Source organism: Streptomyces sp. NPDC001270 (genome assembly GCF_042896695.1).
Classification (GTDB): Bacteria; Actinomycetota; Actinomycetes; order Streptomycetales; family Streptomycetaceae; genus Streptomyces.
On the sequence record NZ_JBIAXM010000001.1, the window covers coordinates 694,670 to 716,668 of the forward strand.

Annotated in this window: 16 protein-coding genes and 1 pseudogene; 10 read left to right on the forward strand and 7 right to left on the reverse strand. The window is 71.0% G+C overall.

Annotated features, from left to right (window positions below; genetic code table 11):
- Window positions 1-637 precede the first annotated feature (637 nt).
- Window positions 638-4,687, forward strand: a complete 4,050-nt coding sequence (locus ACFY2B_RS03130; protein WP_390761367.1) for a Pls/PosA family non-ribosomal peptide synthetase — start codon at window positions 638-640, stop codon at window positions 4,685-4,687.
- 99 nt (window positions 4,688-4,786) lie between these two features.
- Here ACFY2B_RS03130 and ACFY2B_RS03135 read toward each other — a convergent pair.
- The 3 genes and pseudogenes from ACFY2B_RS03135 to ACFY2B_RS03145 all read right to left on the reverse strand — a co-directional run.
- Window positions 4,787-4,891: pseudogene (locus ACFY2B_RS03135) on the reverse strand (VOC family protein); the annotation flags it as partial.
- Between the two features lie 46 nt (window positions 4,892-4,937).
- Complete coding sequence (locus ACFY2B_RS03140; protein WP_390761368.1) at window positions 4,938-6,041, reverse strand: Gfo/Idh/MocA family protein; 1,104 nt, start codon at window positions 6,039-6,041, stop codon at window positions 4,938-4,940.
- A gap of 252 nt (window positions 6,042-6,293) precedes the next feature.
- Window positions 6,294-6,971 (reverse strand): HAD family hydrolase, encoded by a 678-nt coding sequence (locus ACFY2B_RS03145; protein WP_390761537.1) that lies wholly within the window; start codon window positions 6,969-6,971, stop codon window positions 6,294-6,296.
- 115 nt (window positions 6,972-7,086) lie between these two features.
- Between ACFY2B_RS03145 and ACFY2B_RS03150 the strand changes: the two genes are divergently transcribed.
- The 7 genes from ACFY2B_RS03150 to ACFY2B_RS03180 all read left to right on the forward strand — a co-directional run bounded on the left by ACFY2B_RS03150 (window position 7,087) and on the right by ACFY2B_RS03180 (window position 12,665).
- Window positions 7,087-8,298 (forward strand): helix-turn-helix domain-containing protein, encoded by a 1,212-nt coding sequence (locus ACFY2B_RS03150; RefSeq protein WP_390761369.1) that lies wholly within the window; start codon window positions 7,087-7,089, stop codon window positions 8,296-8,298.
- A gap of 96 nt (window positions 8,299-8,394) precedes the next feature.
- Window positions 8,395-9,099, forward strand: a complete 705-nt coding sequence (locus ACFY2B_RS03155) for a DUF6415 family natural product biosynthesis protein (protein WP_390761370.1) — start codon at window positions 8,395-8,397, stop codon at window positions 9,097-9,099.
- On the forward strand, window positions 9,092-9,667 hold the full coding sequence (locus ACFY2B_RS03160; RefSeq protein WP_390761371.1) for an ATP-binding protein: 576 nt from the start codon (window positions 9,092-9,094) through the stop codon (window positions 9,665-9,667). The genes ACFY2B_RS03155 and ACFY2B_RS03160 overlap by 8 nt, the downstream gene beginning before the upstream one ends.
- Window positions 9,668-9,755: 88 nt before the next feature.
- Complete coding sequence (locus tag ACFY2B_RS03165; protein WP_390761372.1) at window positions 9,756-10,892, forward strand: radical SAM protein; 1,137 nt, start codon at window positions 9,756-9,758, stop codon at window positions 10,890-10,892.
- The gene (gene tmk, locus ACFY2B_RS03170) at window positions 10,889-11,488 is read left to right on the forward strand and encodes a dTMP kinase (RefSeq protein ID WP_390761373.1); all 600 of its coding nucleotides are present in this window, start codon (window positions 10,889-10,891) and stop codon (window positions 11,486-11,488) included. Before ACFY2B_RS03165 ends, tmk begins: the two co-directional genes overlap by 4 nt.
- 16 nt (window positions 11,489-11,504) lie before the next feature.
- Complete coding sequence (locus tag ACFY2B_RS03175) at window positions 11,505-12,314, forward strand: endonuclease/exonuclease/phosphatase (RefSeq protein ID WP_390761374.1); 810 nt, start codon at window positions 11,505-11,507, stop codon at window positions 12,312-12,314.
- Window positions 12,315-12,335: 21 nt separating this feature from the next.
- Window positions 12,336-12,665 (forward strand): MazG-like family protein, encoded by a 330-nt coding sequence (locus ACFY2B_RS03180; protein WP_390761375.1) that lies wholly within the window; start codon window positions 12,336-12,338, stop codon window positions 12,663-12,665.
- A gap of 159 nt (window positions 12,666-12,824) precedes the next feature.
- Here ACFY2B_RS03180 and ACFY2B_RS03185 read toward each other — a convergent pair whose 3' ends face one another.
- Together ACFY2B_RS03185 and ACFY2B_RS03190 are read right to left on the reverse strand one after the other, a co-directional pair.
- On the reverse strand, window positions 12,825-16,226 hold the full coding sequence (locus tag ACFY2B_RS03185; RefSeq protein ID WP_390761376.1) for a CARDB domain-containing protein: 3,402 nt from the start codon (window positions 16,224-16,226) through the stop codon (window positions 12,825-12,827).
- A gap of 358 nt (window positions 16,227-16,584) precedes the next feature.
- The gene (locus ACFY2B_RS03190; protein WP_390761377.1) at window positions 16,585-17,061 is read right to left on the reverse strand and encodes a MarR family winged helix-turn-helix transcriptional regulator; all 477 of its coding nucleotides are present in this window, start codon (window positions 17,059-17,061) and stop codon (window positions 16,585-16,587) included.
- 268 nt (window positions 17,062-17,329) lie between these two features.
- On the opposite strand from ACFY2B_RS03190, the gene ACFY2B_RS03195 reads away from it, so the two are divergent.
- Both ACFY2B_RS03195 and ACFY2B_RS03200 read left to right on the forward strand, forming a co-directional pair.
- Complete coding sequence (locus ACFY2B_RS03195) at window positions 17,330-18,253, forward strand: alpha/beta hydrolase (RefSeq protein ID WP_390761378.1); 924 nt, start codon at window positions 17,330-17,332, stop codon at window positions 18,251-18,253.
- 358 nt (window positions 18,254-18,611) lie between these two features.
- Window positions 18,612-20,129: a CehA/McbA family metallohydrolase gene (locus tag ACFY2B_RS03200; RefSeq protein WP_390761538.1), complete on the forward strand. Its 1,518-nt coding sequence runs from the start codon at window positions 18,612-18,614 to the stop codon at window positions 20,127-20,129.
- Between the two features lie 106 nt (window positions 20,130-20,235).
- Here ACFY2B_RS03200 and ACFY2B_RS03205 read toward each other — a convergent pair whose 3' ends face one another.
- Window positions 20,236-21,084, reverse strand: a complete 849-nt coding sequence (locus tag ACFY2B_RS03205; RefSeq protein ID WP_390761379.1) for a pentapeptide repeat-containing protein — start codon at window positions 21,082-21,084, stop codon at window positions 20,236-20,238.
- 311 nt (window positions 21,085-21,395) lie between these two features.
- Window positions 21,396-21,986: a hypothetical protein gene (locus ACFY2B_RS03210; protein ID WP_390761380.1), complete on the reverse strand. Its 591-nt coding sequence runs from the start codon at window positions 21,984-21,986 to the stop codon at window positions 21,396-21,398.
- Between the last annotated feature and the right edge of the window lie 13 nt (window positions 21,987-21,999).

The following is a 21,999-nucleotide window of genomic DNA, read 5'->3' on the forward strand; positions in this document are numbered from 1 at the left end:
TGCGCGACACCTTTTCCCGAGGGGCGCAGTAGTCCTATGTCGAGCAGATCGAGCTGGCCCGCCAGGAACTCTTCCAGAGACGGCTCGTCCACACGGACGCACGGCGGCTGGAACTGGTGGCCGGTGCGGAGCCGAGCCGGTTCCAGGTCCGGGTCCTGGGCAGTTGGCGCAGCGCCGGGCCGGGTGAGGCGGACTCCCCGGTGAGCGTGGGTGCGCAGAGCGGCCCGACCGTGTGGAACGTGTGAAATCGGGTGGGCGTGTTCTTTCACGTTTTCGTCGAACGTTTTTCCGGTTGAATTGAGGTCTGCCCTCTTTTTATAGGCAGCTTATTTGTCACGGCCGCGGTGACGATTCTGTGACACGTTTCGGAAGGGGAAAGTGCCAGGTCAGAGCCTATGTATTGGGTGATTTCGACGGTCATGGGATACGCACAGATTCCTGATCGGGGATCCATAGGATGCCCCGCCTATGGTTAATTCGCCCCCCCCGCAGACGGCGGGTTCGGACATCGGGCAATCCGTGTTCGGGTCGGATCCGCGGCTGTAAGGAATTCGTGAGTTCAACATGTCAGGGATGAGTGAAATTGACACCCAAACTGGCGGCAGGAAGCTATGAAGATCTCGAACGTGACCGGAGTATGCCGCTGCTTACCCGTGAGCGGGCGGTCTACCGCTCCGCCCACCCGGCGGCGCCACGCACCCTGCTCGACGTCCTCGAACGGTCCGTCACCGAAACGCCGGACGCCCTCGCCCTGGACGACGGCGCCGTCACACTGACCTATCGCGGGCTCGCCACGGACGTCGACCGCGTCCGGCGCGTGCTGCGGGCCGCGGGTGTCGGACGGGGCGACCGGGTCGGCGTCCGCATGACCTCCGGCAGCGCCCACCTGTACCTGGCGATCCTCGGCGTCCTCGCCGCAGGCGCGGCCTATGTCCCGGTCGACGCCGACGACCCGGACGAACGGGCCGAACTGGTCTGGAGCGAGTCCGGCGTCCGTGCCGTACTGGGCGACGGATACGTGCTCCGGACCCGCCCGGGAACCGTCCCGCTCGGCCAGGACACCCTGGACGCACAGGACGCACAGGACGCACAGGACGCACAGGACGCACAGGACGCCCAGGACAGCCGGCCCGGACCCGACGACGACGCGTGGATCATCTTCACCTCCGGCTCGACCGGCACACCCAAAGGCGTGGCGATCAGCCACCGTTCGGCCGCCGCCTTCGTGGACGCGGAGGCCCGGCTGTTCCTGCGCCAGGCACCGATCGGCCCCGGCGACCGGGTACTGGCCGGGCTGTCCGTCGCGTTCGACGCCTCCTGCGAGGAGATGTGGCTGGCCTGGGGACACGGCGCCTGCCTGGTGCCCGCACCCCGCGCCCTGGTCCGCACCGGCGCGGACCTCGGCCCGTGGCTCAAGGAGCGCCGGATCAGCATCGTCTCCACCGTCCCGACCCTGGCCGCGCTGTGGTCACGGGACATGCTCGCCGCCGTGCGGCTGCTGATCGTCGGCGGTGAGGCGTGCCCGCCCGAGGTGGTCAGGCGCTTCGCCTGCCACGGCCGCGAGGTGTGGAACACCTACGGCCCGACCGAGGCTACCGTCGTCTCCTGCGCCACTCAGCTCGTCGATGGCGAACCCGTACGCATCGGCCTGCCGCTGGATGGCTGGGAACTCGCCGTCGTCGACTCCGACGGCGCACCCGTCGCCTGGGGCGAGACCGGTGAACTCGTCATCGCGGGCGTCGGCCTCGGCCGCTACCTCGATCCCGTCAAGGACGCGGAACGCTACACCGCCCTGCCGTCCCTGGACTGGGACCGCGCCTACCGCAGCGGCGACCTCGTCCGCGCCGACCCCCGCGGCCTGGAGTTCGTCGGCCGCGCCGACGACCAGGTCAAGATCGGCGGACGGCGCGTCGAACTCGGCGAGGTGGAAGCCGCGCTGCTCGGCCTGCCCGCCGTGGCCGCTGCCGCCGCGATGGTCCGGCGCACGGCCGGCGGCCTCGACGTACTGGTCGGCTACCTCGTCCCGTCCAACGGCGACCCGGCCGCGTTCGACCGGTCAGGCGCGGTCCGGCGGCTGCGCGAACGGCTGCCCGCGGCCCTCGTGCCCAGGCTCGCCGTGCTCGCCGAGTTCCCGACCCGCGCCTCCGGCAAGGCCGACCGCGACGCGCTGCCCTGGCCGCTGCCGGCGGAGCCCACGCCGCGGCGGACCGCGACCGGCCCGCAGGACGGCCCGCCGGCCGACGGCCCGGCGGCGGATGTCGCCCGCGCGCAGCCCACAGCCCGCGGTACGGACCCGGCCGACCCGGAGACCAGGTGGCTGCTCGACGTCTGGAGCGAGATGCTCGGCGCCGACGTGACGGCCGACGACGACTTCTTCGACCTCGGCGGCACCAGCCTCGCCGCGGCCCGGCTGGTCTCCGCGCTGCGCGAGCGCTTCCCCGAGGTCTCCGTCGCCGACCTCTACCGGAACCCCACCCCGGCCGCGCTGCGCACCCGCCTTGGGGCCGCACCCGGTGAGCCCGCTCCCGGCACACCACCGCGCGTCCACCCCGACCGCGCCGACCCGGACACCCGACGGGACGACAGGCCCGTACCGGGTACGCCCAGGTGGACCGGCTGGGTCCAGACCGCGCTGCAACCGCTGCTGCTCGGCGTCGCCGGACTGCGCTGGGTGCTGTCCCTCGGACTCACCGGCAACATGCTCGCCGCGGCCGGCTTCACGTCCTGGCTGCCGACCGTGTCCTGGTGGCTGCTCGGCCCCGCCTGGCTGGTGATGTTCACCTCGCCCACCCGGGCCCTGCTGGCGGCGGGCGGCGCACGCCTGCTGCGCGGCCGGATCAGGCCGGGCGGGTACCGGCGCGGCGGCCTGACCCATCTGCGGCTGTGGACGGCGGAGCGCTGGGTGGCCGCCGTCGGTCTCGCCGCAGTGCCCGGCACCCCGCTGGCGGCCTGGTACGCGCGGCTGTTGGGCTGCACCGTCGGCAAGGACGTCGACCTGCACGCCCTGCCGCCGGTCACCGGACTCGCGACACTCGGTGACGGCGCGTCCGTCGAACCCGAGGCGGACCTCGCCGGCTGGTGGATCGACGGCGACCTGCTGCGCGTCGGCACGGTGGAGATCGGCGCCGGGGCGAGCGTAGGCGCACGGGTCTGGCTACAGCCGGGCGCACGGATCGGCGCCGGCGCGGACGTCCTCACCGGCAGCACCGTCACCGAGGGCACACGGGTTCCGCCCGGCGCGTGCTGGGGCGGCTCGCCCGCCGAGCCGCAGCCGTCCGGCGCCGCCTGGCCCCGCACCCGCGCGCCCCGCTCCCGGGCCTGGGCGCTCGCGTACACCCTGACGCCCGCCGTGCGCGGCCTGCTGACGGCCGTCGCCACCGCCCCCGCGCTGCTGACGCTCGTCGCGGTGTCCGGCGCGGACGGCCTGTCCTGGTCCGACCGGCTGCTGTGGCTGGTGCCGCTGGTCCTCCTCGGCACCGTCTGCGAGGCCCTGCTCATCCTCGCCGGGGTCCGGTTCGCGGGCCGCGGTCTGCAACCCGGCACGCACCCGCTGCACAGCCGGGCCGGCTGGTCCGCGTGGCTGACCCACGACCTGATGGCCATGGCCCGCACCACCCTCTTCCCCCTGTACGCCGGCCTGTTCACGCCGGTCTGGCTGCGCCTGCTCGGCGCCCGCGTCGGCAAGAACGTCGAGGCGTCGACCGTCCTGGCCCTGCCGCGGCTGCTGCACATCGACGACCGGGCGTTCCTCGCGGACGACGTGCTGGCCGCGCCGTACGAGGCACGCGGCGGCTGGGTGCGGCTCGGCCACTCCCGGATCGGTGACGGCGCCTTCGTCGGCAACTCCGCCGTCGTCGGACCCGACCGGTCCGTCGCCGACGGCGCGCTGATCGGCGTCCTGTCCGACACGCCCGCCACCGTCCCGGACGGCTCGTCCTGGCTGGGCCGCCCGCCGATGCGGCTGCGCCGGGTGGTGGAACAGCACGACCAGGCCCGTACGTTCGCCCCGCCGCGTTCCCTGCGGACCGCCCGTACCGCGGTCGAACTGTGCCGCGTGGTGCCGCTGCTGCTCGGCGCGCTGCTCCAGCTCACCCTGACCTACGCCCTGCTGTACCTGTGGGACGTCTACGGCGGCTGGGGCGCGGTGGCCGCGGCCGGCCTGCTGATGTGTGCCGCCGGGGTGGTCGCCGGGCTGGTCACCACGGCCGCGAAGTGGGCGCTGATGGGGCGCTTCACCGCCGAACGGCATCCGCTGTGGAGCGCGTTCGTGTGGCGCAACGAGCTGTGGGACGTCTTCGTGGAGATGCTGGCCGTTCCGTGGCTGGTCACCCCCGCGACCGGCACCCCGGTGCTGAACTGGTGGCTGCGCAGCCTGGGCGCGCGGATCGGCCGGGGGGTGTGGTGCGAGACGCACTGGTTCCCGGAGCCGGACCTGATCAGCGTCGGGGACGGCGCGGTCGTGAACCGCGGGTGCGTCCTGCAGACCCACCTGTTCCACGACCGGGTCATGCGGCTGGAACCGGTCGGCCTGGGCAGCCGGTCGGTACTCGGCCCGCACAGCATCGTCCTGCCGGGCAGCGCGCTGGGCGAGGCGGCACGGGTGGGCGCGGGCTCGCTGGTCATGGCGGCGGAACGGGTGCCCGCGGCCGGCCACTGGCAGGGCATCCCGATCACCCGGGCCGACTGACCGCCCCTGGCTCCGGCCCGCGGCGCCGGCCGTCCCGCACCGTCGGGGCGGCCGGCGTCCGCCGTGCCCGCCGGAGACCGCCCGCCACCCGGACGGGGCCTATCGGTACTGGGCGATCTGGATCAGATTGCCGCAGGTGTCGTCCAGCACCGCAGTGATGACCGGCCCCATCTCCACCGGCTCCTGGGTGAAGCGCACCCGGAGCCTGACAAGGGGGACCCGGGCCGGGCCGGCTTGCCGGTGCGAGCGGTCAGCGGGTCGCCCACGCCTCCACCGCGGTCGTCACCGGTGCCCCCGTACGCGCCGACTCCTCGGCCGCCAGCGCCAGCAGGTGGTCCTGGCAGCCCTCGGCCAGCGGATACGGCTCCGGTCCGGCGCCCCGCACCCACGCGCCCGTACGGCACAGCAGGTCCACCACGGCCAGGTCGTCCTCGGTGAGGCTCGCCCCCAGGTAGTCGTTGCGCCACACCACCCGTCCGTCGAACGAGATGTGGTGCACCTCCGCGCCCTCCAGGTTGAGGTCCGTACCCGTACGGCGCCGCGTCAACGCGGACTCGACAGGCGTGCGCGGATCGGCCATCCGCACCACGGTGTCGTCCACGATCTCGCCGAGGGAACCGCGCACCACGATGCGGCGGGCGCGCAGCGGATTCCACCACTGGTTGTCCGTGAAGTCGTACAGAGCGGTGCGGGCGCCGCCGAAGTCCAGGAAGGCCAGCGTGGTGACGGCGTCCTTGGGCGTGAGGTCGTCCGACCAGCCGGCGGGGGAGAGGGGATCGGCGAGCGGGGCGGTGGAGGCGTGCGCCGTGACCGTCGCGGCGCCGTGACCGACGCCCAGGGCGTGCCGGATCAGCGACATCGCGTGGTACAGGTGCGTCGAGGACACCTGCACGGACGTGACCTCGCCGATCACCCCCTCGCGCAGCAGCGCGAGCCGGGCGGCGTGGCCGGGCATCAGCGTGTACTGCTCCGCGACCTGCACGAGCCCGCTGCCGTCGGCCCGCCGCGCGCCGCCCACCGCGGCCCACAACTCCCGCAGTCCCGGCGCGTCGGGTGCCGGTGGCGTCTCCGCCAGGACCGGCATCTCGTGCTCGACGAGTTCCCGCACGACCCGGGGCGACACCTCCCATGGCACCGAAGCGATCACGAACTCCGGCCTGCCGGCGGACAGTTCACCGACGGACCGATGGGCGGGCACCCCCCACTCGGCCTCCACCTGCCGGGCACGCTCGGCGGAGCGGGTCACGACTCCGGCCACCGTGAGCCGTTCGGGCAGTGCCTGGGCCAGCCGTGCGTAGAACCGGGCGCGCCAGCCGGTGCCTACGATGGCGAAACGTACGGGTGTTGTGCCCACGTGTTCCACTCCTCCCGATCCGTCCCAGGACCGCCAGTTTCCCAGACGGTCCGGGGCGGGCCCGTCGGGGGTGGATGAGTGACGGTCGACGACCCGCAGCGACAGCCGGACCGGCCGCGGTCCGTGCCGCCCGGCCTGCCTGGCCCGAGGTCCGCAGCCGGAACCGGCAGGAGACCCACGACGGTGCCGCGTGCCCCAGGCGCGGAACGGCCAACTGGTCGGACCGCCACTTCTGCCGCCTGCGCGTCGACGCTACGGATTGCTCCCTGTCACCAGTTTCACCAGTTCGCTGGTATCAGTCAGGTCAGGGATCACGGAGTGGGCACCCGATCCGCGAAGTTCCTCCGCAGAGCTGCGGCCGGTGGCGACGGCGATGACCCGGACCCCCGTCGCCACGCCTCCCTCGACATCGGCGGGCGTGTCGCCGATCAGCACGGTGTCCGAGGCCGCGGTGGCTGACCGGGCGAGTGCGAGTTCCACGAGTTCCGGCCGGAGATCGGCGTCTTCGCCATATGCGCCGTCGTCCCACCGAATGTACGTGTCCAGACCGAAGACCTTCAGTTTGATCTCGGCGACGGCGCGTACGTTTCCGCTGACGACGGTTTGCCGTACTCCGGCCCCAGCGAGGGCATCAAGGGCGGCTGCGGCGCCGGGCAAGGCGTAGGCCCGCTCCCGTAGTTCGGCCGCGTGCCGGACGTGCTGCGCCGTGAGGGCGGCAGCGAATCGCTCGAAGTCGGAACGGTCGGTACTGAGGCCGTGGAGCCCGGCGGTCTCCCGGAAGATGACAGCTTCGGTGATCCCGTCGATTTTCGCTTGTCGGCGCATGTCCTGACCTGTTACGTCCTCGAACGCGGATGCGGACAGCTTGCGTCCGAAGCCCCGGGTGTCGATGAGCGTGTGGTCGATGTCCCACAAGACGAGCTGCGGCATACGACGGGCCTTTCCGAACGGAACGTCTGACCGGATGCGCTGAGTCCCCCGATCGTTGCGGAAGGTATCCACGACGAACGGGACAGCCCTACCCTGACGGAATACGGGAGGGCGGATGGTCGATTCACCGAAGCTGCCCATCGGGGCGCGGATCAGGTATTACCGGCGCAAGAACGGTAACCGGTCGCAGGCTGCCATTGCGGGCCTGTGCGGGATCACCGAACGCTATCTCTCACTGATCGAGACGGGGAAGAAGACGCCGTCTCCAGACGTCTTGGTCCGGCTCGCCGCAGAGCTGGATGTACCTGTGGCTGCCCTGCTGTCCGACGAGCCGCCGCGCAGGGGCAGTGTCTCCCTGAGCACCGCTCCCGACATCGCTCGTGCCCTGATGGGGCACGGGGCTGCCCGGGTCGGCTCAGCGGCGACACCGGCAGATCTTCGTGACCGTGTCGAGGAGGCGTGGAGAACCTGGCAGACCAGCGAGGAACGATTCAGTGACGTCGAGACGGTGCTGCCGCGCCTGATCGGCGAGGTCGAGCATGCTGCCCGCGCTTATCGCGTCGGCAATGAACCCGACAACCGCCGCGAAGTCCTGCGTGCGGCGGCGGACTTGTACGGACTGGTCCGTTCCTACTGTCGGCGCACCGGGCGTCTTGACCTGGCGCTCATGGTTGCGGACCGGGCACGCCGCGCTGCGGAGGAAGCGGACGACCCGATTCGTTTGGCTGCCGCGCACTGGAATCTGGGGCATTGTCTGCTCTCCCAGGAAGGCGGTGCGGAAGAAGCCGGTGAGATCGCCGGTCGTGCAGTTGAGCAGCTGCAAGATGTCCCGGACAGCGATGAGAAGGCCGCCATGCGCGGAGCACTGGAGCTTGTACAGGTCGTGGCGGACGCTCAGAAGAAGGAGTGGTGGCGCGCGCGTGATCGGCTCGAACAGCGGGCGGCGCCTCTCGCTGAGCGGGCCGGGGAGACGAATGTCCAGTGGACGGTCTTCGGGCCGGCGAACATCCACCTGCACGCTCTGAGCATTGAGATGCTGGCTGGTGAGAGTGCGGAGGGCCTGCGACGGGCGGACGAGGTGGACATCTCCCGCTTGCCGAGTCGGGAACGGCAGTTCACATTCACTGCGGAAGTTGCCCGCTGTTACGACCTGCGGCGCGATGACGCTGCTGTTCTCGTACATCTGCTGGACCTGGAGAAGCTCAGCCCTGAGGACATGGCGCGCAGCAAACTGGCGGCTGACATGGTGTCCGGCCTGCTGCAACGCGTACGCCCCACGTATCGCCGTCAAGTCGTGGGACTGGCACAGAGCATGGGTCTTGCCTGACCGAACCAGGGGTTCGCCCGAACCGGGAGTTCGGGTTGCTGCTCTTGTCGCGTCCTAGCGTCTCGTGGACAGCGGCCAAGAGATGGAGTATCCGCGATGACAGAGCTGTCCTGTGTCCTTCGCTCGGTACCTGACCCGGCATGGGAGCGATGGGAGACGATTCGGATAGGCCGCTTCTACGGTCTCCAGGCTCTGGCTCGGTTGGGCACGTTCGGCACCGTGGCGATCGATCCAGTGACGCCCGCTGTGTACTTCTTCGTAGACATCGGTTCTGTTGCGTCGTGGCCGGAGGGACCTGCCAGTGGGGCGTTCAGCGTCACGACGGATTTCATGCCTCCACCGGACGATCGGCAGATGCCCCCTGGTGTCTACTGGCTGGTGCCGCCGCAGCAGGGTGCCGTCAGGTTGACCGATGGCCTCGCTCTGCTCGCCGCTCTTACCGAGGCCGTCACTCTGACGCGCCCACGCCAGGTGCGGAAGGAGATCTTGCTGCTGACGCGCGACCTGCCGGACACAGTGCCGCCGCGGGACCGGCTGGATCCGCTGGTCGAGGAGTTGCGGGTATACGTCGAAGACCTGATCCGGTACGTCATGGAAGCCCTCATGCATGAGGAGGGCTCCTACGACCGGCGAACGGCGCAGTGGCTCCTCGACCGCGTCCGGAAGGCGCTTGCGGCCGAACCGGCGCCCACCGATCGGGAAGCCGCTGAACGCGCCGAAGATCTGGCACTGTCCTGCCGGGCACTCGCCGGGATCCACGAGCGGCAGCGCCGCCACGGTGCGGGAGGAGCCCATGCCTGACACCTTCCCGGGGCACGACGGTGACCCGAGCCGCCGCGTCCTGGTGGCCGAAGACGGCTCCCCGGTGGTGTCCGTCTGCCTGCCTCGTGAAGCCGCGTCGGTACCGGAGGCCCGCCGACTGGTCCGCCGGACCCTGACGGGCTGGGACTTGCCGGACCTGGTGGACACGGCGGAGCTGATCGTCTCCGAGCTGGCCTCGAACGCCGTCCGGCACGCGCGGCACGGCACGTTCAGGCTGACGGTTCGGCGTCGGGGGGCCGGGAGCGTACGGCTGGAGGTGATCGACAAGAGCCAGAGCCCGCCGGTACGGAAGACCGCAGGCGCCGAGGACGACAACGGCCGGGGACTGGCACTCGTCGAAGCGCTGTCGGAACGGTGGGGAACGGAGCCCCTCGCGTGGGGCAAACGGGTCTGGGCGGATGTGGCTCCGGACGATGCCCCCTCCGACGCCGCCGCGGCAGCCGGCCCGCATCCGTTCGCCACCACGACCGCCCAGATCATCTACGTGCTCACGGTGGTGGCGCTCGTCGCCTGGCTCGGCGTGCTGATCGCCGAAGGACCGCGGTGAGCCGCGCATGGACACTCGGCCGGTACTTGCGCTCTGACAGGGACCCCGGCCGCCAGTACCAGGGCCCTCATCACCGCTCCCCCTGCTCATGACACACCGTTACCGGGAGGTTCCCTTGACCGCTCGTACCCTCATCACGGCCGGACAGGCCGTCTCGTGCTACTTCCGTACCTCCGTCGACTCTCCCCACCGAAAAGCACTCATCCAGATCTGCGAGCCGTGCAACGAGAGCTGCAAACACTGCTTCGTGTCCGCGACGAAGCGCGGCGAGTACATGCCGCTCGACCTGATCCGTGGCCGGCTGATCCCCCAGCTCGCCGAGGCCCGCGTCAACCGGGTCACCCTGACGGGCGGCGAGCCCTTCATGCATGAGGACTTGGTCGACGTCGCCGCCGCCTTTCACGACGTGGGCATGGATGTCGGTGTTTGCACGAATGCCACGATCGTGACCGACGAACAGATGGGTCACCTCGCGGACATGGGCGCTCACATGAATGTCTCCCTCGACGGATTCTCGGCCCACTCGCACGGGGTCTTCCGCGGTCGCCCGGAGGGCTTCGCCGAAACCGTCGAGACGGTCAAGCGGTTCGCCCGTTCCGGCATCCTTCAGGGACTGCTGTGCACGCCGAACAACCTCGCCGAGGACGAGGAGTACGCCCGGCTGTGCGCGTTCGCCCGGGAGCACGGCGCCAAGTACGTACTGATGAATCCCTTGGGGGAAATGGGCCGCGGAGCTGCCAAGGGGGCGCAGAAGCTCCGACGGCCGGACGACCACATGCGGCACATCGCCGAACTGACAGCACCGTTCGCCAGTGAGGGCCTGGAGCTGGTGAACATCCGGTTCCCGAACGACGACAAGCCGCTGTCCGGCTGCGAGGCGGGGACCATCATCTACGTCTTCACCAAAGGCGAAGTCACCGTCTGCCCCTATCTCGTATTCGCTGCCCGGACCAAGGCGAGTCGGCATCCGGATACGGACTTCATCGTCGGCAACGTGTGGGAGCACGAAGACATCGCGGCCCGCCTGGATGCCTACCGCTTTCACGAGCGTTGGACGGTCGGCGACAACCCGACCTGTGGCAGTTGTTCGCTGAGTGACGGATGCGGCAAAGGCTGCCCCGCCGCGGTGGTCGCTTCCGGGGAGCGGATTGGCGCGGTCGACATGGAGCTGTGCCCAGTCGTTCCCCGGCAGACCCGCGTGCTCCCCGTGGTCGGTGTCTCATGAGTGCCCGCTTCGTAACCCTCGACGGTCCGGGCGGGGTGGGAAAATCGACCGTCGCCGCGGCCCTGGTGCGGCAACTGCGGGAAGAGGGCCACGCGGTGTACGTCACCCGGGAGCCCAGTGACAGCCCACTCGGACAGGTCGCCCGCCACGGCACCGAGGAATACCGGGGGATGAGCATGGCATGCCTTATCGCCGCTGACCGCTACCGGCACGTGGAACACGAAATCAGGCCGGCTCTGGCGCGCGGTGACGTGGTGGTGTGCGACCGGTACGTGCCCTCTTCCCTCGCGCTCCAGGTGATGGACGGTGTCCCGCGTGACACGGTCTGGGAGCTGAACAGGCACGCGGACATGCCTGACCTGGCCGTCATCATCAACGCACGGGTGGATGTCATCACCGAGCGGCTGGAGGCGCGCGGCACGCACAGCCGGTACGAGCGCGAACCGCGCGGAACCGAGCGTGAATGCGCCTACTACTACGACACCGCTAGGTTCCTCATGGCTGCGGGCGTCCGCGTCCTGCAACTGGACGCCTCGTCGGCCCGGCCGGAGGACGTCGCTCGCGCGGTCGTCGAGGCGATCAAGAATCATGGCTGACAGAACGGGGCCGCGCATGACCACCTTGGACGTGTTGACGTTCAACTTGAACAATCCGGGGCGGGAGCGGGCGGAGCGTCAACTCGCGTACCTGGCCGCCCGGCCGGAGCCCGTTCTCGTGCTCACGGAGACCGCCGACAGCGCCGGATGCGATCTCCTGGCCGGCCGGTTCACGGCAGCCGGGTACGACGTGGCGTTTCCGCGGCCCGCGCGAGGAGAGCGCGGCGTGATGGTCGTCTCCCGGCTGGCCACGCGGCCCGGCACCGCCGAAACCGGCTACCTGCCGCACCGCTGTGTCTCCGTGACCGTCGACACGGATGAGGGACCACTCGACGTAATCGGTCTGTACGTACCGTCCCGGGACGCGACGGACGCAAAGAAGACCAGGAAGCGGACGTTCCTCGACCAGTGTCGCGCAGGCATCCCGCAGGCCGAGGACTCGCTGCGCCTGGTTCTGGGTGATTTCAACCTCCTGGAACCCGCCCACATACCCCGATACAGGTTCTTCCAGCCATTCGAGTACGGCTTTTATGAGTGGCTGGGTCAGTCCGGCTACCGGGACGCTTTCCGTGCACTGCACCCGCGGGCGGCCGAATACTCCTGGGTCGGCCGTACCGGGGACGGCTACCGCTATGACCACGCGCACGTGTCCGCGGTATTGGCGAGCGCGCTTCGGGCCTGCACGTACGTGCATGACGTACGGACCGGGCCGGACCGGCTGACGGATCACTCGGCCCTGTCGGTGTCGCTGGCCCTTCACCCGGTGAAGCCGCTGACCGTGACCGCCCCTGAGCGGGCCGCCGACCCGGCACCCGCGCTGTTCTGACCATCGAGCGAGGAGAACTCCATGGGAGACCGCACCTGGGAGCAGGTGGACCGGATCCGGCAGTGGCTGGACGACGAGACCGGCGATGCCGGATCGGCGGACATGCGGCTGCTGCGCGTACTGAAGATCGGGGAGGAGTTCGGTGAGGTCGTGGAGGCCGTGCACGGCGTCCTCGGAGCCAACCCGAGGAAGGGCCTGACCCACACCTGGCCCGACGTCCAGAAGGAACTGGTCGACGTCATCGTAACGGCCATGGTTGCCCTGGCCACCGTCGCACCGGACGCCCGGCAGGCGTTCGAGGAGCGTCTTGACACCCTGGTGGACCGGGTTCTGCCGGAGCCGCAAAGCTGAGCAATCGGTCCGTGCGGGAAGGGGGAGGAGAGGCCGAGCGGCACACCGCGCGACGACCGTCGGGCCCGGTGCGGCCGGCACGTGAGGCGGACGTGAGTGGCCCCGCCGGGCCGGAGCCCGGCGGGGCCACGTGGGGGACCCCCACGGCGGAGACGAAGGTCAGCGGTCGGAGCCGGAGGCCCTCGCGCTCTGGTTGATCACGAACTGTGAGCCGGGTTCGACCAGGATGTCGCCCTGGGCCGAGTTCGTGATGGTGACGTTGGACAGGGTGGCGCTGCCGCGGGCGCCGCCCATCGCGAGGATGCCGGAGCCGTTGTTCGACTTGTCGATGGTGACGTTGCTGATCTGCGCGGTCACCGTGCCGCCGCCGGACTTGAACTGGATCCCGTCGTACGTCGAGTCATGGATCTCGGTGTCCCGGATCACGACCCCCGGAATGCCCTGGCTCTGGGCGAACAGGGTGATGGCCCCGAACTCCTGGGCCTCGCCCCAGAACGCGCCGCCGGTGCGGTAGAGGGCGTTGTTGGCGATCAGGGTCTGCCCGGAGAACGGCAGCGGGTCGTGGTCGGTCGCCAGCATGATGCCCGGGTAGTTCATGGTGTCGTAGACCAGGTTGTTCTCGATGGTGTTGCCGTAGCCGCCGTAGACCGCGATGCCGTTGGCCCGCCAGGGCAGCTGGATCGTGTTGTTGCGGAAGTGGTTGTCGTGGCCGATGTCGACCGACTGGTCCTTGACGTACTTGTTGGCCCACACGGCGAGGGCGTCGTCCCCGGTGTTGCGGAAGGACGAGTTCTCCACCGATGAATTACGGGTGCCGTTGGTGAAGTTGATGCCGTCCGCATAGGTGTCGCGGATGCGCATCCCGGTGAACTGGAGGCCGTCGGCGGGTCCCCACAGCTCGGGGATGTTGTCGTAGTCGCGGCCCACCCAGACGCCCACGTTGGCGTGTTCGATCCACACGTTGCTGATCTTGGTGTTCTTGCCGAACCTGCCGTTGAGCCCGACTCCGCCCTCGGCGCCGCCGTCGCCGCCCCGGATGGTGCCCGAGCCGAAGATGGCGATGTCGGAGATGGTGGTGTTGCCGTCGATGTCGAAGCCGAAGTTGCCCTCGTGCGGGTGGTTGATGCCGCCCGCCTGCTGCGGCGGGGTGAGGGTGTAGAGCTGGGAGTGCCACATCCCGGCGCCCCGGATGGTGACGTTGCTGATGCCGACCTGGTTGTACTGGCCGCGGTTGAGCGGGTCGTCGGTGAGGATCTTCTGCTCCTGGCGCCACTGGCCGGCCGGGATCCACACGCAGTCGATCTGCCCGTTCTGGTCCGCGGTCACCGCGCGCTGGATGGCGTCGGTGTCGTCGAGCCCGTCGTTCGGGACGGCCCCGTACTCGGTGATGGAGACACAGCCCGCGGGCTGCGCGGCGGGCGGAGCGACCTGCTCGAGATCGACCAGGTCGATGACGTAGTACGCGGCGGTGTCACCGGCGTCGCGCTGCAACCGGAAGACGGTGCCCGCCGGGTAGGTCTGGGTGAGCAGCGCGTTCGACTCGTCGAAGAGGCGGCGCGCGTCGGTCCCCGGGGTGTTGGTCAGGCCCTCGGGCGAGTCGGTGTTGCCGTACAGCCAGCTGTACTTCGAGGTCAGGTTGATCTTGCGGACGAAGGTGCCGTTCGCGTAGAGGCTGATGGTGGCCTCCTGGCCGCCGCCGCCCGGGGCGTCCGGGATGGAGTTGCGGACCACCAGGGAGTTGGCCGGGCTGGTGGAGGTGAACTGCACGTACTGGCCGGTGGCGGCGAGCCGCACCGACTGGCGGCCGGAGGACTCGGTGGCGAAGTTGGTGTGGCCGAACGTGCGCTTCTGGTCGGTGGTCAGCAGGGTGCCGGTGTAGGTGCCCTTCTCGGCCTCGTACTCGACGTAGGGCACGGCGGCGCCGCGGCCGACCACGATCGAGCGGGAGAAGACGTTGTTGTTCTCGTTGGTCTCGGCGACGGTGTTGGTGGCGTCCGCGGTCGCCGCGAGCACGACGGCGCCGCTGGTCGCGGTCCAGGTGCCGGCGATGGCGACCTGCTGGGTGGCGCCCGCGGCGATGACGCCCGCGGTGCCGCCCAGGGTCTGGCCGCCGGCCACCAGCCGGGTGACCGTGCCGGCCGGAACCGCCGTGGTGCCCCGGTTGTGCACGGCGACCGTGAAGGAGACGGCGGCGCCCGCGGCCGGGCTGGACGGGTTGGTGGTGACGCCGGTGACCTCCAGGTCCGGGCCGGGGGCCTGGGCGACGGTCAGTTTGTTCGTGGCGGTGCGGCTGTTGTTGGTGTTGTCGAGTTCGGGCACGGTGTCCGTGGGGTCGACCACGGCGGAGACGGTGTAGCTGCCCGTGGCCCGCTTGCCGATGCCCACCGGGACGGTCGCCGTGGCACCGGCGGCGAGGGCGCCGACCGGGGCGCTGCCGGCGACGGTGCCGTCCACGCTGACGTTCACCGTGGAGGCCGGGGACGCGGCGGTGCCCGCGTTGCGCACGGTCGCCTGGACGGTGACGGTGTCCGTCTCGACGGGCGACGCCGGCGTCCACGTCAGGTCGTTCACCACCAGGTCGGGGTTGGGGGCGGCGGTCCCGATCACCTCGAACTCGGCGACCTGCGCGCCGTATCCGCTGGAGTTGGCGGTGAACTTGACCTGTACGTCGGCAAAGCGCCCGGTCACCGGGATGGTGACGGTGTTGGCGTTGGCCGAGGGGCTGAAGCTGTAGACGGCGGCGGCCTTCACCGAGGTGAAGCCGGTGGCCGCCTGGTCACGGGCGAGGACCTCGATGGTCTGGGTCCTGGCCGCCCAGGCCGGGTCGGGGTTCAGTTTGACCGCGACACCGGTGACGTCGGCGTTCGCGCCGAGCCGGACGGTGAGGGTGGCGGGGTGGCCGCTGGACTCCCAGTAGCTGGTGACCTGGCCGTCGTTGGCGTTCGCCGCCTTGAAGTTCTGGGTGGTCGAGGACGCCTCGATCGGCTTGCCCTGGGCCAGGTTGGCGCCGTCCAGGGGCGGGGTCGTGGGGTCGCCGCCCCCGGTGCCGTAGACCTCCAGCTCGGACAGCTGGGCGGCGTTCCAGCCGGTGTTGGCGCTCACCTGGACCCGGATGTAGCGCACGGTGCGGGCGGTGAGGTCGACGGTGACCGAGCCCGCGGCGGCCGGGTCGAAGCGGGTGGCGGCCGGGGCGGACAGCGTGCTGAAGGCCGAGCCGTCGGAGCTGCCCTCGACGGCGAGGGTCTGGCTCCGCGCCTCCCAGGAGGCGGGCAGCTTCAGGACGACCTGGTCCACCTCGACGGCGGAGCCCAGGTCGACCCGGACCCACTGCGGGAAGGATCCGGCGGGGCCCTCCCAGTAGCTCTGCTGGCTGCCGTCGGTGACGTTGGCGGCGGGGTAGCTGCCGTTGGATCCGCCGGCCGTGGCGCTCTTGCCGAGCGCGAGGTTGGGTCCCGCGGGGGCTTCCGCGGCGGTCGCGACAGCGGGCTGGAGGCCCACGGTGATCAGGCCGGCCAGGAGCAGGCCGGTGATCGTCCGCAGGCCGAATCGTTTCCGTCTCATGGCGTCCTCGTTCCATGGCAGGGACGACTGGGGGTGGGAGCACACGGTGCTACGACGGTGATACGGAGGGGCTGCGCGGGGTGGTGCCGGTGGTGCGGGGCGACGCTGGTGGTGCGAGGGAGCGCGTGGGTGTGCCGGGCCGTGAGGTGACGCGGTCGTGCGGGACCGGGACGCGGGGCGACCCGGGCAGGCGGAACTGCCTGACGGGTCGACACCACTCAACAAAGTTGTGATTTTGCGTCAACTCATTGATATTTTGCGGCTCTTGGGTGACAGATTTCAGGTTTACCCGCTCTTTGTCAATGGCATGGACACGGCTTGCGTGGCCGGAGTGCGGCAGTCGGTCCGCGGGCGCCCGTCACCCCGTGGGCATGCCGATCCGGTCGCGTTCCAGCGCGGAGCGCAGCAGTGCGATGGTCCGTGCGGCGGCTGCCGTCGCGGCTTCGTCTAGAGCGCCCCCGATCAGCTCGGTCAGTCGCTCCGTGAAGGTGCGGTCGGCCGCGTCGACCAGCCGCAGGCCCTCGTCGGTCAATGCGAGCAGCGACGACCGCCGGTCCGCCGGATTCCGCTGCCGGGCGACCCAGCCGTGCCGCTCCAGACGGTCGACGCTCTTGCTGGTCGCCCCGATGCCGATCGCGAACTCCGCGGCGAGGTCCGCGACCCGCGCCCCGGGGTGGTCCCGGAGGCGGCGCAGCAACTCGAACTGCGAGGTGACGATCCCGTGCCGCTCGCGCAGGCAGTCGTTCAGGGCGTTGTACAGACGCGTCTCGCACCGCACGAGGTCGGAGAAGAAGGCCGGGAGGCCGGAGGTGTCGTCGCCAGATTTATATGCCACGGCATATAGTGTAGCGGCAGCTATGTACGGCGGCGGGTCGCTGCGCCCCCAGCCACCCACGACGGCACCGGCTGCCCACGGCACCGGCTGCCCACGGCACTGGCTGGGTTCACGGCAGCGGCCGGGCGCGCGGCACCGGATGCCTGTGGCACCGGCTGGGCTCGCGGCAGCGATTTCGCGCGGCGGCGGCGTCTGCTTGAGGCGGCGTCCGCTCGCGGCACGGCTGTCCACGGCACCGGCCGCCCACGACGAGAGCGAGGAAGCGGACATGAGCAGGGAACAGCGCGCGATGATCGACGCGATGGTGCGGCAGCCCCGGCCGGCGGGCCCCGTGCCGGTGGAGGAACTACGGGCCGGATTCCGGGCGATGATGGCCGAGATGAGGGTCCCGGAGGGGATCCGCACCACGGCCACGACGCTCGGCCCGCGCCCCGCCCTGCTGGTCGAACCGGCCGGGACCCCGCGGCCCGGGACCCTCCTGTACTTCCACGGCGGTGCCTTCGTGTTCGGGTCGCCCGAGACCGCGCTGTCGCTGACGGGCAACCTCGTCGCGAGGACCGGGATCAAGGCGTTCTCACTGGACTACCGGCTCGCCCCGGAACACCCCTTCCCCGCCGCCGTCGAGGACACCCTGAGCGCCTACCGCGCCCTCCTCGACAGCGGCGAGGACCCGTCCGCCATCGTGTTCGCCGGGGACTCCGCCGGGGGTGGCCTCACCGTCACCACCTGCCTGGCCGCCCGCGACGCCGGCCTGCCCCTGCCCGCGGCGATCGTGGCGTTCTCCGCCGGACTCGACGCGGGCCGGACGGGCGAGAGCATGGTCACCAAGGAGGGCATCGACCCGTTCTTCACCCGCGAGTCCCTGCGCCACACCGAGGTCATGTACCTCGCGGGGCAGGACCCGAACCAGCCCATGCTCAGCCCGGCCGCCCTCGCCGACCTCACCGGCTTCCCGCCGATGCTCCTTCAGGTGGGCACCAACGAGGTGCTCCTGGACGACTCCACGCGGCTGGCCGCGCGCGCGACGGCCGCCGGGGTGGACGTCATCCTCGACGTCACCGCCGACGTACCCCATGTGTTCCAGTCGTTCGCCGGCGTCCTCGACGAGGCCGACGAGGCGCTGGACCGCGCGGCCTTCTTCCTCGGCCAGCACCTCCGCACCCCGGGCGCGGCGGACACCCGGGCGCGGTGAGCCGGACGGTGTGTCCGCACTCCCCGCACGCGGTGCCGGCCGGGCCCCGCCCGTCGGCCGGGCTCGTCCCGCCCGCCGTTCACTCGCTGTGACGGGTTCGGCTCCGTTAGCACATCTTTGCAGGTCTATGCCCGTCTGCCGCAGACCCTTCATTCTGATATCACCCGTCGTCCACTGGACCGGATCAGTGTCTGAGGGCTTCCGGTGTGTTCATCGAGCACCGATCACCGATCTTGCAGAGGGCAATATGTGTCTTGACGGACATTGCGAGCACAATGTCAACCCGTTCCCGGCCGACGCCGTGGGCGCCGGCGGCTCGGACGCCGGCCTCGGCCGGCGGCGGCTGCTGACCGTGGGGATGGCCGGTGCCGCCGCTCTCACCCTGGCCCCGGTGTCCTTCGCGCAGGCGGCCGACGGCTCGTCCGGCGGCGCCGCGCCCACCAGCGGTGACGTGACCCGCACCATCAGCGGGTTCCTGGAGACCGGGGTCGCGGACTTCGTCTACCTCCCGGTCGAGGTCCCCAAGGGCGTGCAGAAGATCGCGGTCTCGTACTCCTACGACAGGCCGTCCGTGCCCTCCGGCACCCCGGGCAACTCCTGCGACATCGGTGTGTTCGACGAGCGGGGCATCGCCCTCGGCGGCCGTGGCTTCCGCGGCTGGTCCGGTGGTTTCCGCACCTCGTTCGAGATCAGCAACAGCGACGCCACGCCGGGGTACCTGCCCGGCCCGGTCAACGCCGGCACCTGGCACATCGTGCTCGGCCCCTACCAGGTGGCGCCGCAGGGCCTGAACTACCAGGTCCAGGTGACCCTGACGTACGGCGAGCCCGGGCCCGCGTACGTGAAGAACTACCCGCCGCAGCGCGCCAAGGGACGCGGCCGTGACTGGTACCGCGGCGACTGCCATCTGCACACCGTCTACTCCGACGGCAAGCGGCTGCCGGGCGAGGTCGCCGCCGGTGCGCGCGCCGCCGGCCTCGACTTCATGGTCTCCACCGACCACAACACCTCGTCCTCGCACGCGGTGTGGGGCGAGTACGCCGGACCGGACCTGCTGATCATGACCGGTGAGGAGGTCACCACCCGCAACGGTCACTGGCTGGCCCTCGGCCTCCCGCCCGGTGAGTGGATCGACTGGCGCTACCGCTCGCGCGACGACGACTTCGGCCGCTTCGCGCGCCAGGTGCACCGCGGCGGCGGTCTGGTGGTCCCCGCGCACATGTACTGCGCGTACATAGCCAGCCAGTGGAAGTTCGGCTTCGACGACGCCGACGCCACCGAGGTGTGGACCGGCCCGTGGACCTACGACGACGAGCACGCGGTCAGCACCTGGGACCAGAAGCTCGGTGAGGCCGTCCGCACCGGCAAGCGCTGGCTCCCGGCCATGGGCAACAGCGACGCGCACAGCGTGCCGAACGTCATCGGCCTGCCGCACAACGTCGTCCAGGCGGACGACCTGGCCACCGACGCCGTCATGGCCGGTATCCGCGCGGGCCGGAGCTGGATCGCGGAGTCGTCCTCCGTCAAGCTGACCTTCACCGCCACCGGCAACGGCAAGCAGGCCGGCATCGGCGAGAAGCTGGCCGTCCCCGCCGACGCGCCGGTGGACGTCCGCCTCGACGTCGAGGGTGTGCCGGGCGGCACCGTCCGCTTCATCACCGACGAGGGCCAGATGCACCAGGAGTCGGTGGGCGCCTCCGGTTCCGGCACCGTGGTGTGGCGCACGACCGCCTCGCTCGTGTCGTACGTACGCGCCGAGGTGCGCCACCCGATGGCGGACGGCAGCCCCGGCCAGGGCAACACCATGGGCGACGCCCTGATGTTCGGCCCGATGGCCGCCCTGACCAACCCGGTCTTCCTGGTGACGAAGGGCTAGGCGAACCGACGGACGTCGTGCCTCCCGGGCGCGGCGAGGCACACCGCCTCACCGCCCCCGGGCCGGTGGCGGAGCCGAGCCCGCGCGGATGCGGCCGCGGCCTCCCTCACGACCGGTCCGTCCAGCCGGGCGGGTCGGCGGTCCGGGACGGCGATGGCTGCGACGTCGCGCCGGGTGCGTGGTCGAGCAGGTCCCCCTCCGGCCGATGGACCCCCGCGAGGGTGGTGTCGGTCCAGGTGACCTCGGCGAGATAGGCGCCTTCCAGGTCCGCTCCGGTCAGGTCCGCGCCGCTCAGGTTCGCGCCGGTCAGGTCCGCGTTCCGGAGGTCGGCCCGGCCGAACGAGGCGTTCTTCAGAGCCGCGTCGGCCAGGACGGCCGTCCTCAGATCGGCCTTCGGCACCTCGGCATGGGAGAGGTCGGCTCCGGTCAGGTCCGCCCCGGTCAGCACGGCCCGTTCCAGATCCGCACCGGACAGCATCGCCTTCTCGGCGTTGGCGCCGGACAGGACCGTTCCTCTGAGGTCCGCGTTGGTCAGATTCATGCCTTCGAGCTTGGCCTCCTTGAGGTAGGCGCCTCTGAGGTCGATGGCGGCGTTCCCGTCCTGGGCGGGATTGCGATTCCCGAGCGCGTAGAGAGCCGCCTGGATGTCCGGGGATTTCTCCGTGGTCTTCAGTTTCTTGGTGGCGCGGTCACGGACGTACTTGGACAGCATGTCGATCACGGCGGGCTGCGTGCGGGGGGAGTCCGTCATGATGCTCTGCATGGAGTAGATGGCGCCTCTGCGCACGTCCACGGAACCGTCGACCAGGTTCTTCACCGCCGTGTCGTACCGGTCGGCGATCTGCCCCTGCTCGGAAATGGCCAGCTCGTCGGAGACCTGGGCGACGGAGACCCAGGTGAAGACCAGCGCGGCGACCGCCGCCAGCCCGGGGAGCACCGCCGCGAAGGAAGCCATCCAGCGGGCCGGGCTGCCCGCTCCCTCGGCCGGACCGAGCACCGTCCGGCGGACGCCGACCCGTTGGGGTCCCCCGCTGCGGTGTCCCGGGCGATGCGCCCCCAGGGGTGACCGAAGCCGTCGTCGTGGGTCCCGGCGTGCTGGGAGTTCCCGGCGGTCGACGATCCGGTGCAGTTGCCGGCCGCGCGCCCCCGAACGGGGTATGCCTCTGCTCATGCCTGCCATTGCAGCCGGTACCGGCCGGAAGGAGAAGGCCGCCCGCCGGAGTCCGCGGGTCCGCAGGGCCCCGGCGGTCTGTTCGGCGGATCTCCTTACCCGGCAGCAGCCGCGCTCGCGTCGCGCCGCGGCACCGTACTGAGGTGCCGGCGCAGATGGTCCGCGTACTCCCCGGCGTGCGGCCCGCACAGTACGACGGCCGGCCGGGCGGGGCTGCCGGGGCGTACCCGCACCGGTGCGTCGTCCGACGGGTGTTCAGGCGTCGCGGACGCGGACAGGAGAGGCGCGCGCGGTACGTGGATCTCGATCCGGAGCCGTCCCGCGCCGCCGTGGGCGCCGGCCAGCGCCGCCCAGACGGCGAGGCGTTGCGGGTCCGGGTCGGCGGGCAGGCCCACCCGGTGCCGTTCCGCCTCGTGCGGGCAGGCGGGGCACTCCGGCAGCGGGTGGTGCCGGCGCAGGTGCGGGAGGAGACAGGCGGCGAGCCGGTCGAGGTCGGGTACGTGCCTCGGGGGGCCGGTCCGCGGGGTGACGAGGTAACCGGCGGCGCCCCACGGAGCGACCCCGACCCGGCCGCCCGCCGCCTCGGCGGCGGCCGCCGCCCGTCGCCGCCGGTCCGCGGGACGGTCGCCCGCCAGGACGACCTCCCAGGGCGGACGGACCGTGCCGGTACCGCACGCGCCGCACATGCTTCCCCTTCCT